Genomic DNA, 14,935 nt, shown 5'->3' with positions numbered 1-14,935 from the left:
AAGCAAAGGAAGTCAGCAAAAAAGGCGACCGGTCTTACGCGGGCGCCTTTCTGGTTTGATTGAATGCTTACAGCAAATCGTACTGCTTGAGTTTCTTGCGCAGCGTGCCCCGGTTCAGTCCGAGCATCTCGCTGGCCTTGGTCTGGTTGCCCTTGACGTAGTTCATCACGCACTCGAGCAGGGGAGCCTCGACTTCGGAGAGCACCAGGTTGTACACGTCCGTGACGGCAGCGCCCTCAAGGTGGGCGAAATAATTGTGCAGCGCCTTCTCGACACTCCCGCGAAGGGTCTGGCCTTCTTCGCTTGGCGTATTGAGGTGCTGTTTCAAATTCACGTTGTCGCTCACGGGTGCAGTTCCACTCACTAAAGTCTCGGTCATCATCGTCATGCGGCCACCCCTTTTGCGTCCCCTGTCAGGCTCTTGAACCGTCCGGCAAAGAAGCCCTGGACGTTGGCGCATTGTGCTTCCGTATCTTCCAAACGATTGAAGTGGGCGCGAAACTCCCTGGCGCCCGGCAAGGTTGCGAGATACCAGCCCACATGCTTTCGAGCAATGCGTACGCCCATCACGTCTCCATAGAAGGCGTGCAGCGCAGCCAGATGCTCTAGCAGAATGCGTTCCACCTCGATCAGGTCCAGCGCCGGGAGCTTCTCGCCGGTGCGCAGGAAATGGTCGATCTCGCGAAAAATCCATGGCCGCCCCTGGGCGGCCCGGCCCACCAGCAGGCCGTCGGCACCGGTCGCGTCGAGCACGTACCGGGCCTTCTCTGGCGAATCGATATCGCCGTTGGCGAAGACCGGCATCGACACCGCCTGCTTGATCGCGGCAATGGTGTCGTACTCGGCCTCGCCGGTGTACAGGTCGGCACGGGTGCGGCCATGCACCGCCAGCGCCGTAATACCGGCCTGCTCGGCGATCTTCGCCACCGTCAGGCCGTTCTTGTTGTCCCGGTCCCAGCCGGTACGGATCTTCAGGGTAACCGGCACATCGACCGCAGCCACGACGGCCTGCAGGATCTCGGTGACCAATGCTTCATCCTTCAACAGTGCGGACCCGGCGGCCTTGTTGCAGACCTTCTTGGCCGGGCAGCCCATGTTGATATCAATGATCTGCGCGCCCAGCTCGACGTTGGCCCGGGCCGCATCCGCCAGCATCTGTGCGTCACCACCGGCGATCTGTACCGAGCGTGGCTCGGGATCACCTTCGTGGATCATGCGCATGCGAGACTTGCGGGTGTTCCACAGACTCATGTCGCTGGTGACCATTTCCGAGACTACTAGCCCCGCGCCCAATCGCTTGCACAGCTGACGAAAGGGTTGGTCGGTGACACCCGCCATCGGGGCGAGAATCAAGCCGTTGTGTAATGTGTATGGACCGATGCGTACCGCCGACATAGGACTTCCCTGTTGTGGGGCCGGATCATGAGAGTTCGAAAAAGGGTTGGCATGATACCCGCTCTCGATGACTGGATAAAGGCTGAATTGAACAAAATCTGAACAGTTATTCTGTTATCGCCAGCGGTTTGGTCCGCGCGGGCAAAGTCAGAAAGCCGTCGTCAATCGCCGGCCAGTGAATCGATTCACTCGGGCGAATGGAAGCTCAGGCTGTAATTCACCGCCTTGGCGCCTGGGTCGAGGATGTCCAGAGCGATGTGAATGGGCGTTTGCGGAGGCATTTCCACCCGGCCTTCGAGGTCGCCATTGAGGTACTCGCCGGGTTTGAAGCGGCGGCTGGCGATCAGGTGGCCATTGAGGTCGGCAAAACGCAGCTCCAGCAACGGGAAGGGCTGCGAGAAGGTGGCACGGTTGTAGATGATCGCATCGACCACCAGGGCGCCACTGAACTCCGGGTGGCTTCGGACCACCAGGTTACTGCTCTTGATTTTCGCGATGTCGACCTTGGAGGGCACCGTGCAGCCGATTTGCGGGCACAGTTGCTGGAACCAGGGGCGGTACTGGTCCTGGCGCGCCAGTTCGTCGAAATGATAGGCGACATACTGGCCGACGAGTGCGCCGGCGCCCAGCAGTACCAACAATAGCCAGAGCAGCCGGCGACCCCAGGGTGAGCGACGTTTTTGCCAGTCCAGTTGCAATGGGTCGTCGGTCAGGTCCTGCAGCACTTCTGCACGAACCCCGGGTTCGCTGCGCTTGCGTGGCGGCTCGATCGACGGCAGGTCGTCGTCGATCGCTTCGGTTGCTGTCAGGCGTGGGTGATGCGCTGGGGTGTCGAGCGGATCGTTCAGGCGCAGTTGCGGGGGCTGCGGTTCATCGTCCAGATCCACTGGTTCCAGTGACAGCGACGGCTCGGTGCGCTCGGTTTTGCTCGGCTCGCTCGGTGGCTCCGGGGTATCCAGTGCGTCGAGCGTCTCGAGGGTATCAAGTGTGTCGGCCGCTTGGGCGCGATCGGCAGCCGATTCGCTGAACAGGCTGTCGGGCCAGGAGGCTTCGTCGTGCTCGGCGCTGTCGCGGCGAGCACTGAGCGTGTCTTCGCGGTGCCGGCCGAACTCGGTGGTCGGCTGGATTTCCCGCTGTTCAAGCCGGGCGAGTTCCTCGTCCAGGTCGAGGCTGTCCAGGTCCAGCTCGGCGGCGCTCCATTGTTTTTGACTGATGGCGCGCGGCTGTGGCGGTTCGACAGTCTCCCGGGGTGCCGGCGTCGGCACGGGGGCTTCCTTGCCGGCCTGCTCCAGCAGTTGCTTGGCGGCGTTGAACACCTGCAGGCATGAGCCACAGCGAACAACCCCGCGCGCCACGCTCAATTGGGCATGGTTGACGCGGAAGCTGGTTTGGCAATGCGGACACTGGGTGACGAAGCTGTCGGTCATGCGGCAATCCGGTAGATGCAGACGCCCATTCTAGCGCCGACGGCCAGTGATGCGCACCCAGCCATCGCGATTGGCGATCGGGTCCAGATCGAAGTCCTTGGCGTAGGCGGCGGCCACTTCGTCGCCTTGCTCGGCGAGGATGCCCGACAGCGCCAGTCGACCACCCGGCTTGACCAGTCCCGACAGCTGCGGCGCCAGGGAAACCAGCGGGCCGGCGAGAATGTTGGCCACCAGCACATCGGCCTGGACCTGCGGCAAATCTTGCGGCAGATACAGAGGGAACAATTCATCGGCGATGTTATTGCGCCCGGCGTTGTCGCGGGAGGCTTCCAGTGCCTGGACGTCGATGTCGGTACCCACGGCCTCTTTGGCACCCAGCAGCAGGGCGGCAATGGCCAGGATCCCCGAGCCGCAGCCGAAATCCAGCACGTTGCAGCCTTTGAGGTCCTGGCCGTCGAGCCATTCCAGGCACAGTGCGGTGGTCGGGTGGGTGCCGGTGCCGAAGGCCAGGCCCGGATCCAGCAGCAGGTTTACCGCGTCTGGCTCGGGGGCGGCGTGCCAGCTCGGCACGATCCACAGGCGCTGACCGAAACGCATCGGCTGGAAACCGTCCATCCAGCTGCGTTCCCAGTCCTGGTCTTCGATCACTTCGCTGTGATGCTCGGGCAGCGGGCCGCCAGTCAGCAACTCAAGGTGGGCCAGTACCGGGCCAGGCTCGGTACCACCTTCGAACAGCGCCAGCAGGTGGGTGTGGGACCACAGCGGCGTGGTGTTGAGTTCAGGCTCGAAGATCGGCTGGTCCTCGGCGTCCATGAAGGTCACCGACACGGCGCCCACTTCAAGGAAAGCGTCTTCGTAGGTTTCGGCTTGTTCTGGGCTGATGGCGAGGCGTACTTGCAGCCAAGGCATGGCGGGCACCTTTGAAAAATATTGATTGCAGCCTAGCGGGCTGCGAGAAGCGCGCAAGTTTACGCGAGCGCGGGGCTTTTGTGGGAGTGGCTTGGTCCCAAGCATCAACACATACCCTGTGGGAGCGGGCTTGCTCGCGAAAGCGGTGGGTCAGTCGGCATCCATGTTGGATGTGCTACCGCATTCGCGAGCAAGCCCGCTCCCACAGGGGATGTGTGTTGCTTGATGAAACGTTCAGAAACAACAAAGCCGCCCGAAGGCGGCCTTGTCGATCGGGTCGAAGCTTAGTGCTTCTCGCCAGCCAGCTTGTGCTCGAGGTAGTGAATGTTCACGCCCCCTTTGCAGAAGCCTTCGTCGCGGGTCAGGTCGCGGTGCAGCGGGATGTTGGTCTTGATCCCGTCGACCACGATCTCGTCCAGCGCATTGCGCATGCGCGCCATGGCTTCGTCACGGGTTGCGCCGTAGGTGATCAGCTTGCCGATCAACGAGTCGTAGTTCGGCGGAACGGCATAACCACTGTACAGGTGCGAATCGACGCGAACGCCGTTGCCGCCTGGAGCGTGGAAGTGCTTGACCGTGCCTGGGCTCGGCATGAAGGTTTTCGGGTCTTCGGCGTTGATCCGGCATTCCAGCGCGTGACCGCGGATGACCACGTCATCCTGGGTGAACGACAGCTTGTTGCCGGCGGCGATGCTGAGCATCTCCTTGACGATGTCGATACCGGTGACCATTTCCGAAACCGGGTGCTCTACCTGGACACGAGTGTTCATCTCGATGAAGTAGAAGCGACCGTTCTCGTACAGGAACTCGAAAGTACCTGCGCCACGGTAACCGATGTCGATGCACGCCTTGACGCAGCGGGCGAAGACTTCCTGGCGAGCCTTCTCGTCGATGCCCGGTGCCGGCGCTTCTTCGAGAACTTTCTGGTGACGGCGTTGCAACGAGCAGTCGCGGTCGCCCAGGTGGATGGCGTGGCCCTGGCCATCGGACAGGACCTGGACTTCCACGTGGCGCGGGTTGGTCAGGAATTTTTCCAGATAGACCATCGGGTTGCCGAACGCTGCGCCCGCTTCGGAGCGGGTCAGTTTCGCCGAGGAAATCAGGTCTTCTTCCTTGTGCACGACGCGCATGCCGCGACCACCACCGCCGCCAGCGGCCTTGATGATCACCGGATAACCCACTTCGCGACCGATGCGCAGAGCGGTTTCCTCGTCTTCCGGCAGCGGGCCGTCGGAACCCGGAACGGTTGGAACGCCAGCGGCGATCATCGCGTGCTTGGCCGAAACCTTGTCGCCCATCAGGCGGATGGTTTCAGCTTTCGGGCCGATGAAGGCGAAGCCGGAGTTCTCGACCTGTTCGGCGAAGTCGGCGTTTTCCGCGAGGAAACCGTAGCCTGGGTGAATGGCGGTAGCGCCAGTCACTTCCGCCGCGGCGATGATGGCCGGGATGTGCAGGTAGGAGTGGGCGGCCGATGCCGGACCGATGCAGACGGACTCGTCTGCCAGGCCCAGGTGCATCAGTTCCTTGTCAGCCTTGGAATAAACGGCGACGGTCTTGATGCCCATCTCTTTGCAGGCGCGCAGAATCCGCAGTGCGATCTCACCGCGGTTGGCGATCAGAACTTTTTCCAACTTCGCAGTCATCAAAGGCTCTCCGCGGTTCAAACGATGGTGAACAGCGGTTGGTCGTACTCAACCGGCTGGCCGTCTTCGACGAGGATGGATTCGATCACACCGCTGGTTTCAGCTTCGATGTGGTTCATCATCTTCATGGCTTCAACGATGCACAGGGTGTCGCCTTTCTTCACGGTCTGGCCGACTTCCACGAAGGACGGCGAGGTTGGCGAAGACTTGCGATAGAACGTACCGACCATTGGCGAACGGGCAACGGTGCCGTTCAGCACTGGCGCGGCCGGGGCAGCAGGGGCGGCAGCGGCAGCCGGAGCGGCGGCAGCGACAGGCGCGGCAGCTGGAGCAGGCATTGGAGCCGGTGCGTAGTACTGCTGAGCCGGGGTCTTGCTATGACGGCTGATGCGTACGGACTCTTCGCCTTCCTTGATCTCGAGCTCGTCGATGCCGGACTCTTCCAGCAATTCGATCAGTTTCTTAACTTTACGGATATCCATGAATCATCAACTCCCAAGGGTCGGTCAGGGGCGTTTAACGCTTGTAGTTCAAGCTGTAGCCTGTTTTTCAAGCTGCTCTAGTGCAGCCTCCAGGGCCAGTCGGTAACCGCTGGCGCCAAGGCCGCAGATCACTCCCACCGCTACGTCGGAGAAGTAGGAGTGATGGCGGAAAGGTTCGCGTTTGTGCACGTTAGACAAATGCACTTCGATGAATGGGATGCTCACCGCCAGCAGCGCGTCACGTAATGCGACACTTGTATGCGTAAAAGCTGCTGGGTTGATCAGAATGAAGTCCACGCCTTCGCTGCGGGCGGCATGGATGCGGTCGATCAATTCGTACTCGGCATTGCTTTGCAGGTGCAGCAAATGGTGGCCGGCTTCGCGGGCGCGGCGTTCCAGGTCCTGGTTGATCTGCGCCAGCGTCGTGGCGCCATAGGTGCCCGGTTCGCGGGTGCCGAGCAGGTTCAGGTTGGGTCCGTGCAATACGAGTAGCGTGGCCATCGACTGTTCCTTGGTTATCCGTGTGCATTTGTCAGAACCCGGCGACTATGCCGCAAAGCCTTTGTGACTGTCCAGTTCTCTGCAATAGCCAGCACGATGACCGATGTTTGCGCGAAATATATGACCGCGTGATTAAATCCGGTCATTCGCCCTGGCGACACGTTCGGCGAAGTCCGCCGCATTGATTTCGCCGATCACTCGCACATCGGCGCGTTCGACACCGTCCTTGCCGAAAAACATCAACGCCGGAGGGCCGAACAGCTTGTAGCGATCCAGCAGGGCGCGTTGTTCGGTGTTGCTGGCGGTGATGTCGAAGCGCACCAGGCGATAGCCCTTGAGGCGTTCGACGACGATCGCGTCGTCAAGCACCTGGCGTTCGATGACTTTGCAGCTGATGCACCAGTCGGCGTACCAGTCGAGCAGCAGCGGGGTCCCGGACGCCTGGGCTTGTGCGAGCACGCGGTCGAGTTCTGCCGGGGTAGTGATGCTTTGCCAGGCGCTGGGCTGTTGCGTGGGCTCGTTGCCAACCACCATGGACGGCTGGGCGATCGGGTTGAACGGGTCGGTCTGACCGCTGAAGGCGCCGTACCAACAGGACAGCGCATAAAACAGCAGGAACATCCCGAGCAACTGCCCCAGGCGCTTTCGCGGCGGTTTATAGACGAACTCCAGTGCGCCCAGGAACAAGCCGACGCCAGCGGCCAGCAGGCCGATGAGCAGCAAGGTGATCTGCCCCGGCAAGACCCGGCTGAGCAAGCCGATCGCCAGCCCCAGCAACAGCACGCCTATCGCATTTTTCACGTAGATCAGCCAGGGCCCGCTTTTCGGCAGCCAGGCGGCGCCGCCGGTGGCTACCAGCAACAGCGGGGCGCCCATGCCCAGGCCGAGCATGAACAGCTTCAGGCCGCCCCCCAGCGCATCGCCACTGGCGCTGATGTAAAGCAGGGCACCGGCCAGCGGTGCCGAGACGCAAGGCGAAACCAGCAGGCTGGAGACCACGCCCAATACTGCAGCGCCCCACAGCGAACCGCCTTCGGTGCGGCCGGCAATGCGGTCCAGCCGACTGCTGATGGCGTGGGGCAGTTTCAGTTCGAAGACGCCGAACATGGCCAGGGCGAACAGCGCAAAAAACATCGCGAACGGCACCAGCACCCAGGCCGATTGCAGGCGCGCCTGCAGGTTTAGCTGGGCGCCGAACAGGCCCATGAGTGCGCCCAGCAAGGCAAAACAGGCGGCCATCGGCAACACATAGGCCAACGACAGATTGAAACCACGCCAGCCGCCGACCTGACCACGCAACACCACCCCGGAAAGGATCGGCAGCATGGGCAGCACGCAGGGGGTGAAGGTCAGGCCCAGGCCGGCCAGGAAAAACAGCGCCAGTTCGCGCCAGCTCCAGGCCTGGTTGGTGCTCTGGCCGCTGCCGTCGATGCTCAGGCGTTCGGTTTCGGGTGGATAACACAGGCCTTTGTCGGCGCAGCCCTGGTAGGTCACGATCAGCGTGAAGGCGCGTTGGTCGGTGCGCGGCAGTTCCACATCGAGCACGCCGTGGTAGACCTCGACGTCGCCGAAGTACTCATCGTGTTTCTGTTCGCCCTTGGGCAATTGTGCCGGGCCGAGGCTGACATCGGCCGGGTCGGCGCGGAACTGGAAGCGATGCCGGTAAAGGTAATAACCCTCGGTGGCGACGAAGCGCAATTTGATCGATTGCGGTGTGCTGTCCACCAGGCTCAACTGAAAGGCTTCGCGCACCGGCAGGAAGTCGGCGCTGTTGTTGATCGAGCCCAGGGTCGAACTGGGGCGACTCTCCAGCAACCCGGCGGCGGTGGCCGGCAGGGCGAGCACTAGAAGCAGCAGGCAAAGCAAACGGCGCATGACGATCTCGCGTATCGGAATTGGGGGGATGATAGCGGACAGTGGACGGGTGTGCAGTGCGGGTAATCCTATGGTGCATGTTCCGACGCTATCGCCGGCAGGCCAGCTCCCACAAATATTGATAGTGCCCAAAAGATCTGTGGACGGCCCTTATCCTGTGGGAGCCAGCCAGCCTGCTGGCGATGGCGGCCTGTCAGACGCGGAAAGCCTGGACGGCTGTATGCAATCGCCCACCCAACACCAACAGATTCTCCCCTTGCTCGCGCCCCTGGCCGATACGCAGCAGGTTATCCCCACCCAGTTGGTGAATACGCTCACTGTGATCGCGAATCTCGCTGACGGCACCGCTCTGCTGGGCGGTGACATCGGCGATGCGCACCGCGGTGTCGGAGATGGTCTGGATCGCCCCGACGATCTTATCCAATGCACCGTCCGCCGCCTGGGCCTGGTTGGCGGTGGCTTCGGCGTGTTCGACCTGGGCGCGCATGCCTTCGACCGATTGACGCGCTGCGCTCTGCAGGCCGGCGATCAGGGTCTGGATCTCGGCCGTGGCCCCGGCGGTGCGTTGTGCCAGCGAGCGCACCTCTTCGGCCACGACGGCAAAGCCGCGGCCCATTTCCCCGGCCCGGGCCGCCTCGATGGCGGCGTTCAGGGCCAGCAGGTTGGTCTGGTCGGCAATCGAGCGGATCACCGTCAGCACGCCACCGATGGTCGCGGACTCTTCGGCCAGGTGCTCGATCATCTGCGCATTGCCTTGCACCTCTCCCACCAGCGCATGCAGGCCGGTGAGGCTCAGGCCAATGACTCGCTGGCCGTGTTCGACCGCCTGGCCGGCATGGCGACTGGCATCGGCGGCCTGGCTGGCGTCGCCGGCCACTTGCTGGATGGTCGCTTCCAGTTCGCCCAGGGAGTCGCGGATCATCGCTGTGTCACCGGCCTGGTGTTCGGCGCCGCTGTGCAGGTCATTGCTCAGCTCGGCCAGGGTTCGGCTGCTGCCGGCGACCTGTTCGGCGTTGAGACGAATGGTCCCCACCAGGTCCACCAGATAGGCGCGCAGGCGATTGAGCGAGGCTTCGATGTCATGCAGTTCGCGGTTGGTATTGCCCAGCTGAATGTCGCGGCTGAAGTCGCCTTCGGCCCAGGTCGACAGGGCCGGGGAGAGTCTGGTCAGGGTTCGCGCCAGTTTGCGTTGCAGGGTGTCGATCAGCAGGGCGATCAGCAGAATCAGGCCGATCATCACCCCCTGCATCAGCCGCACTTCACTCTGGATCTGCCCGTGCTGGGCGCGCACCACCGGTTCCAGCCCGGCGATGGCCTGTTGCACGGCGGCGATTTTCAAGTGTGTCGCGGCGCTGAGTTCGGCACGTTTGTGGATTTGCTCGCGAGTGCGCGCCAGTTCCGCCGGGTAACGGCTGAGCAGGCTGTTGAGCTCACGCTTGAAGCCGACGCCGGCATCTTCGGCCGCGGCTTTCTCGGTGTTTTCCAGGCCCATCATCGCAGCGAAATCATCGGTGTTCGATTCACCGCTGGCCGCCACGCCCAACAACGGCAGGGCGTCCAGTTGTTCGGCCTGGCTGCGGATGTTGGCGACTTCGCGCTCGACATCGGCGGCCAGTTCGCTGCGACCGCTGCTGACCAGTTTGTCCCGAGCCAGCGACAGCTTGCCCAGGTGCTGGGAAGCCATGAGCAGTGGGGTCAGGTAGCTCGCGTTGCCACTGGCGTACTGGCTGAGTTGATCAAGGCTGGCGCCCAGCTCTCGTTCAGCCTGCAGGAGCAGGGCCTGCGGATCGCCCGCGAGCTTGCCGGCGGCCAGCAGATCGGTTTTGCCGAATTCGTCCAGGTTGGTCAGGCTCGGGCGCAAGGTGTCCGCCAGGGCCGGTGGCAACTCGTCGAGTTCCTTGTGCAGTGTGTCGATGGCCTGGCTGGCGCTGCTCAAGCGCAGCGCATCGCCGCTGGCGAGGTAATCGACAATGTTGCGCGCCACGTCACTCTGGAACTGTTGGGACAACCCCAAGTAGCGCTCCATCAACAGATAGGGGCGTTCGAGGGCCTTTTGCGACCACCAGAGTGTCGCTCCAAGGGCCACGCACACGGCCACCAAAAGAAGGGTGTTGAGATTGGTCAACAGTTTCAGGCGCATCAAGGACTACCAAAGGCGGAATGGTAAGTGCCTGAAGTTATTGCGTTTCTGTTACAGGGTTGTGACCGTATCGGTCTCTTCCGATAAAAAAGTGGCACTTTGCCTTGAAGGCCGGGCGGCCTGCACCCGGTTGCGTCCCGCGCCTTTGGCACGGTACAGCGCCTCGTCCGCCTGGCTGGCCATCAGCAGGCTGTCAGAGTCTTCGCACAGATCCACCACCCCGGCGCTGAACGTGCACCAGAGATCCTGGGGTTGCGCGGGATAATGAATTTCGGCAAAACGCTGACGGATTTCGTCGAGCACTTTGCAGGCCGCTTCGAGGTCGGTGTCGGGCATGACAATAGCGAACTCTTCACCACCGTAGCGGCCGATGAAGTCGGTCTTGCGCAAGCGTTGCTTGAGGAACAGCGCCAGGCTCTTGATCACCCGGTCGCCCATGGGGTGGCCGTGGCTGTCGTTGACGCGCTTGAAGTGGTCGATGTCGAGCATCGCAAAGCTCAGCGGCTTGCCCTCGCGGCGAGCGCGAAAGCTGCAGTCTTCAAGCAATTGCAGGATATGCGTGTGGTTGTACAGGCCGGTGAGGCTGTCGCGTACCATTCGCGCCTTGAGGTTGCGAGCCCGTGCCGCCCGGTTGCGCACGGTGGTGATCAGGTGCCGTGGCTTGATCGGTTTGGTGAGGAAGTCGTCGCCGCCCTCGCTCATGGCGTCGAGTTGCTTGTCGAGGTCGTCCTCGGCCGAGAGGTAAATGATCGGCACGCTGACATAACGGTCGTTATGGCGAATCACCTTGGCCAGTTCGGTACCGGTGCAGGCCGGCATGTACATGTCGAGGATGATCAGGTCCGGTTGAAAGTCCGCCAGCTCGGCCATGGCCTGGATCGGCTCGATCAGGGTCCGGGTAATGATCCCCGCACTGTTGAGCAGGCGTTCGGTGTGCAAGGCCTGGGCGCGTGAATCGTCGATGATCAGCACTTTATACGGCTCGTACTGGGCGACGCAGGTCAGGACTTCGATTTTTTCCAGCAGGCTCGACGCTTCAAGGGTGCCGGTGAGGAACTCCTGGCCGCCGGCGCGCACGGCGGCGAGGCGGGTCGGGGTGTCGGTTTCATGCAGGCTGAAAAACAGCAGCGGCAAACGCTGGTCGAGACCTTCCTGGGCTTCGGCCGCCAGTTTCAGGCCGACGCCGGGGCCGCTGAAGTCGACGTCCATGACGATGGCCGCTGGCAGGCGCTCGACCATCGAGGAGCGGAAGGCCGCCACGCTCTCCAGGGACTGGGCGCTGAGCCCGAAAAACTCCAGCTGCTTGGCCAGTCGCTCGGCACGGTCATGATCCTGCAGCATGACGTAGATCGGTTTGCGTAACGGCGGCAGGAACGTCTGGTCGAGCTGGTCGCCATGGCGCAGGCCGGTGCGCGACAGGCGTTGCATCAACCGGTTGAGGTCGCTGATCAGGCCGCTGCTGAGGCGTCCGCGATTGGCGTCGACAGCCTCCAGGGACTGGCCGATGTGGCGCGCCAGCTGTGAGTGTTCCGGTTGTTCGAAGCGTTCGGCGAAACGCAGCAGGCGCAGGTTGGCCTCGCTCAGTTCCGCCAGTTCCTGGGTCGACCATTCAGTGCGCTGCAGGCGCTGCCATATCTCAAGAACCTGACGTGCTTGATGAATTACCCGCTGGGCAAAGTGGTGCTTGAGGCGCTCGCGGCTGGGCTCTTCTGGCTCGGTCATATCCTGACTACTAGTTAGGGGGCAAGCTGAGGTCGACTGGTGGCTCTATGCTAGCATCTCTTTTCTGTTACATGAGTGTCGTACGTTAATAATCTTGGGCATCCATCTATTTAGTTTCTGACTGGTCGGTCGCCAATTGGCTGCTGATACTTGCAAAGGTCCCGTCAGCCACGGGTTTGGCCGGCTTCGAGTTGAGTCCTGAGGTTGTTGGCACCGGGCTGCGCGGGTCACGTATCCGTTGCTGGAAGCCAGGCAGTTTTTCGTCTTTTATGGGCTAAGGGATTCCCTTAGAAGGCATTGGATAAATTTCGCTGTAAAGCCATCCGCGGGTGCCGGGCAAAGGCACGTTGTTGTATGGTTGTGGTCGAAACGATGAACTCAAGTAATTGAAAGGATATCGCCATGCTGGACTGGAAAAACCGCGCCGGTAGCGCGCCTGAACGTGCCGCTGAACCGAAGTCGGCTACCCGCAGTTATCTGGGCGGCCTGTTTTTCAGCCGGGCGCTGGCCACACTGATTGGTATCTACCTGCTGGTGACGATTGCTCTGGGTTGGTACTGGAGCGCGGAACCTGACCTGTTTCCGGTACAGCAGAATGCGCAACTTGCTGCCGAACGGGACGGCAAGCAGATGGTGGTCGGCTACACCACGGTGGAAACCCTCAAGAGCGTCGCCGGTACCCTGCTGAACAAGCCAGGCGGCTACATTTCCAACGACCGCCTGCCGCCGGGCCTGTGGATGGACAACATGCCGAGCTGGGAATATGGCGTGCTGGTGCAGGTGCGCGACCTGAGCCGTGCGCTGCGTAAAGACTTCGCCCGCTCGCAGTCGCAGTCCACCGAGGACGCCGACCTGGCCAAGGCCGAGCCGCGTTTCAACTTCGACAATAAAAGCTGGGTGCTGCCTTCCAGTGAGTCCGAGTTCCAGGAAGGGATCAACTCCCTGACCCGTTATCAGACTCGCCTGTCCGATCCGAACCAGAAGAGCGCGTTGTTCTTTGCCCGTGCCGACAACCTGAACAACTGGCTGGGTGACGTCGGTACCCGCCTGGGTTCGCTGTCGCAACGGCTGTCGGCCAGCGTTGGTCGGGTCAAGCTCAACACCGCGCTGAAAACCGAGGTCATTACGCCGGGGCAGGTGCCGCAGGTCGACGAAGAAATCGTCGAAACCCCATGGCTGCAGATCGACAACGTGTTCTACGAAGCCCGCGGCCAGGCCTGGGCCTTGTCCCACCTGCTGCGCGCCATCGAAGTCGACTTCGCCGATGTGCTGGCCAAGAAGAACGCCACGGTCAGCGTGCGCCAGATCATTCGTGAGCTGGAAGCGTCGCAGGAAGCGGTCTGGAGCCCGATGATCCTCAATGGCAGCGGCTTCGGCGTGCTGGCAAACCACTCGCTGGTAATGGCCAACTACATTTCCCGGGCCAACGCCGCCGTGATCGATTTGCGTCAATTGCTGAATCAGGGCTGAGCCATGGCCGATAGCTCCATCGATAACGCGCTCGAGGCCGCCCATCGGGCGGCCTCGGATGCCGAGCAGATCGCCTGGGTCGACGAGCAGGACAACCTGCTCGGCGCACTGGTGCGTTCCGACCTGCGCGAGCGGGGGCTGATCGGGCGCGGCACCTACATCATGTTGTTCAACTCCACCGGTGAGCTCTGCGTGCACCGGCGCACCCTGAGCAAGGCGATCTACCCGGGTTACTGGGACGTGGCGGCGGGCGGCATGGTGCTCGCCAGCGAAACCTACGCGGAGTCGGCCGCTCGGGAGCTTGAAGAAGAGCTGGGCGTGAGCGGGGTGGAGTTGACCGTGCATGACCACTTTTTCTTCGAGGACACTGGCAATCGACTCTGGTGTTCGGCGTTTTCGGCCGTGTGGGACGGCCCGCTGGTCCTGCAACCGGAAGAGGTGCTGGAAGCGTGCTTCATGCCCGTTGAGCAAGTGCTGCGCGATATCGAGCAAAAGCCTTACTGCCCGGACTCTTTGGCCGCCTTGAAGCGCTATCTTCGTGCCCGTGGCGAAGACGTCGCAAAAGAGGCATAAATTGGCGCCGATTGGCTCTTAGCAATCGGCGTTTTTGCCGTTACACTGCGCGACCTTTTCAAACTGAACCGGTATTGCTGGTTGTTGTTGTAGGAGCGAGCTTGCTCGCGAAGAACGCAAGGACGACGCGTAACCCGATTACCCGCATTATCGTTGACGTCCATTGCGAGCAAGCTCGCTCCTACAGTTGGCGTCATCGTTCGTGAGCAATTGCGTTTCAGCAATGTTGTACCGTTTCAGTAGCGCTGCCCCTGCCTGAGTGGGGCTTCGCGGTCGATGGCACCTGCCCAGGTTGCCGCGACCAGTCTTTGTCCTCCCAAGAGGATTGCCGGTGGCCAAAAAAGCCGCATCCTTCGCCGCCCTTGGTGGCCTGGTATTTTCCACCGACGCAGGTCGTCATTGCCCGGACTGCAGTAAACCGGTGGACGCCTGCATCTGCAAACAGACCGTTATCCCGGCCGGCGACGGCATCGCTCGCGTGCGTCGCGAAAGCAAGGGCCGTGGCGGCAAGACGGTGACCACCATCACCGGCGTGCCGTTGACGGAAGACGCGCTCAAGGAACTGGCCACGACGTTGAAAAAGCGCTGTGGTACCGGTGGAGCGTTGAAAGACGGGATCATTGAAATCCAGGGCGATCATGTCGAGCTACTCTTGGCTGAACTGATCAAGCACGGTTTCAAGGCGAAGAAGTCCGGCGGCTAGCAGCCTCTGTGAAAACCACCCGCGGCTTGATCCAGACCTGCCCACCTGCAGGTCTGGCGTCGTCACCATGGTTTTCACAGAGCCTGTTCATGACC

Annotated in this window: 13 protein-coding genes; 3 read left to right on the top strand and 10 right to left on the bottom strand. The window is 61.9% G+C overall.

From position 1 onward, the window contains the following. Positions 1–67: 67 nt before the first annotated feature. The 10 genes from fis to ACM6I6_RS20525 form a co-directional block, all read right to left on the bottom strand. Complete coding sequence (fis, locus tag ACM6I6_RS20570) at positions 68–388, bottom strand: DNA-binding transcriptional regulator Fis (protein WP_046819701.1); 321 nt, start codon at positions 386–388, stop codon at positions 68–70. Then, positions 385–1,395 (bottom strand): tRNA dihydrouridine synthase DusB, encoded by a 1,011-nt coding sequence (gene dusB, locus ACM6I6_RS20565; RefSeq protein ID WP_046819700.1) that lies wholly within the window; start codon positions 1,393–1,395, stop codon positions 385–387. The genes fis and dusB overlap by 4 nt, the downstream gene beginning before the upstream one ends. Positions 1,396–1,580: 185 nt before the next feature. Next, positions 1,581–2,822: a DUF3426 domain-containing protein gene (locus ACM6I6_RS20560; RefSeq protein ID WP_414920649.1), complete on the bottom strand. Its 1,242-nt coding sequence runs from the start codon at positions 2,820–2,822 to the stop codon at positions 1,581–1,583. A gap of 30 nt (positions 2,823–2,852) precedes the next feature. Then, positions 2,853–3,731 (bottom strand): 50S ribosomal protein L11 methyltransferase, encoded by an 879-nt coding sequence (gene prmA, locus ACM6I6_RS20555; protein ID WP_274077486.1) that lies wholly within the window; start codon positions 3,729–3,731, stop codon positions 2,853–2,855. A 284-nt stretch (positions 3,732–4,015) separates the two neighbouring features. Beyond that, a complete protein-coding gene (gene accC / locus ACM6I6_RS20550) occupies positions 4,016–5,374 on the bottom strand; it encodes an acetyl-CoA carboxylase biotin carboxylase subunit (RefSeq protein WP_034149716.1) in 1,359 nt (452 codons plus the stop codon). A gap of 17 nt (positions 5,375–5,391) precedes the next feature. Continuing rightward, entirely contained in the window at positions 5,392–5,856 is a 465-nt protein-coding gene (gene accB / locus ACM6I6_RS20545; protein ID WP_034149717.1) for an acetyl-CoA carboxylase biotin carboxyl carrier protein, read from the bottom strand. A 48-nt stretch (positions 5,857–5,904) separates the two neighbouring features. Next, positions 5,905–6,357, bottom strand: coding sequence for a type II 3-dehydroquinate dehydratase (aroQ, locus tag ACM6I6_RS20540; protein WP_274077485.1), 453 nt, complete (start codon positions 6,355–6,357; stop codon positions 5,905–5,907). Between the two features lie 132 nt (positions 6,358–6,489). Next, positions 6,490–8,232 (bottom strand): protein-disulfide reductase DsbD, encoded by a 1,743-nt coding sequence (locus ACM6I6_RS20535; protein WP_414920648.1) that lies wholly within the window; start codon positions 8,230–8,232, stop codon positions 6,490–6,492. 193 nt (positions 8,233–8,425) lie between these two features. Next, entirely contained in the window at positions 8,426–9,154 is a 729-nt protein-coding gene (locus ACM6I6_RS20530) for a methyl-accepting chemotaxis protein (protein WP_406591829.1), read from the bottom strand. Between the two features lie 1,269 nt (positions 9,155–10,423). Then, the gene (locus ACM6I6_RS20525; RefSeq protein ID WP_274077482.1) at positions 10,424–12,094 is read right to left on the bottom strand and encodes a response regulator; all 1,671 of its coding nucleotides are present in this window, start codon (positions 12,092–12,094) and stop codon (positions 10,424–10,426) included. A 402-nt stretch (positions 12,095–12,496) separates the two neighbouring features. Here ACM6I6_RS20525 and ACM6I6_RS20520 point away from each other — a divergent pair, with 402 nt between their 5' ends. The 3 genes from ACM6I6_RS20520 (at position 12,497) to ACM6I6_RS20510 (ending at position 14,840) form a co-directional block, all read left to right on the top strand. Continuing rightward, positions 12,497–13,564, top strand: a complete 1,068-nt coding sequence (locus ACM6I6_RS20520) for a DUF2333 family protein (RefSeq protein WP_274077481.1) — start codon at positions 12,497–12,499, stop codon at positions 13,562–13,564. 3 nt (positions 13,565–13,567) lie between these two features. After that, positions 13,568–14,137: an NUDIX hydrolase gene (locus ACM6I6_RS20515; RefSeq protein WP_414920647.1), complete on the top strand. Its 570-nt coding sequence runs from the start codon at positions 13,568–13,570 to the stop codon at positions 14,135–14,137. Between the two features lie 331 nt (positions 14,138–14,468). Next, on the top strand, positions 14,469–14,840 hold the full coding sequence (locus ACM6I6_RS20510; protein WP_414920646.1) for a translation initiation factor Sui1: 372 nt from the start codon (positions 14,469–14,471) through the stop codon (positions 14,838–14,840). The last annotated feature ends 95 nt before the right edge of the window (positions 14,841–14,935 follow it).

Source organism: Pseudomonas sp. IT-P218 (assembly GCF_949767605.1).
In the GTDB taxonomy this organism is placed as follows: Bacteria; Pseudomonadota; Gammaproteobacteria; order Pseudomonadales; family Pseudomonadaceae; genus Aquipseudomonas; species Aquipseudomonas putida_AE.
The sequence above is the reverse complement of the archived record's forward strand: the minus strand, read 5'-3'. Positions and strand labels throughout refer to the sequence as shown.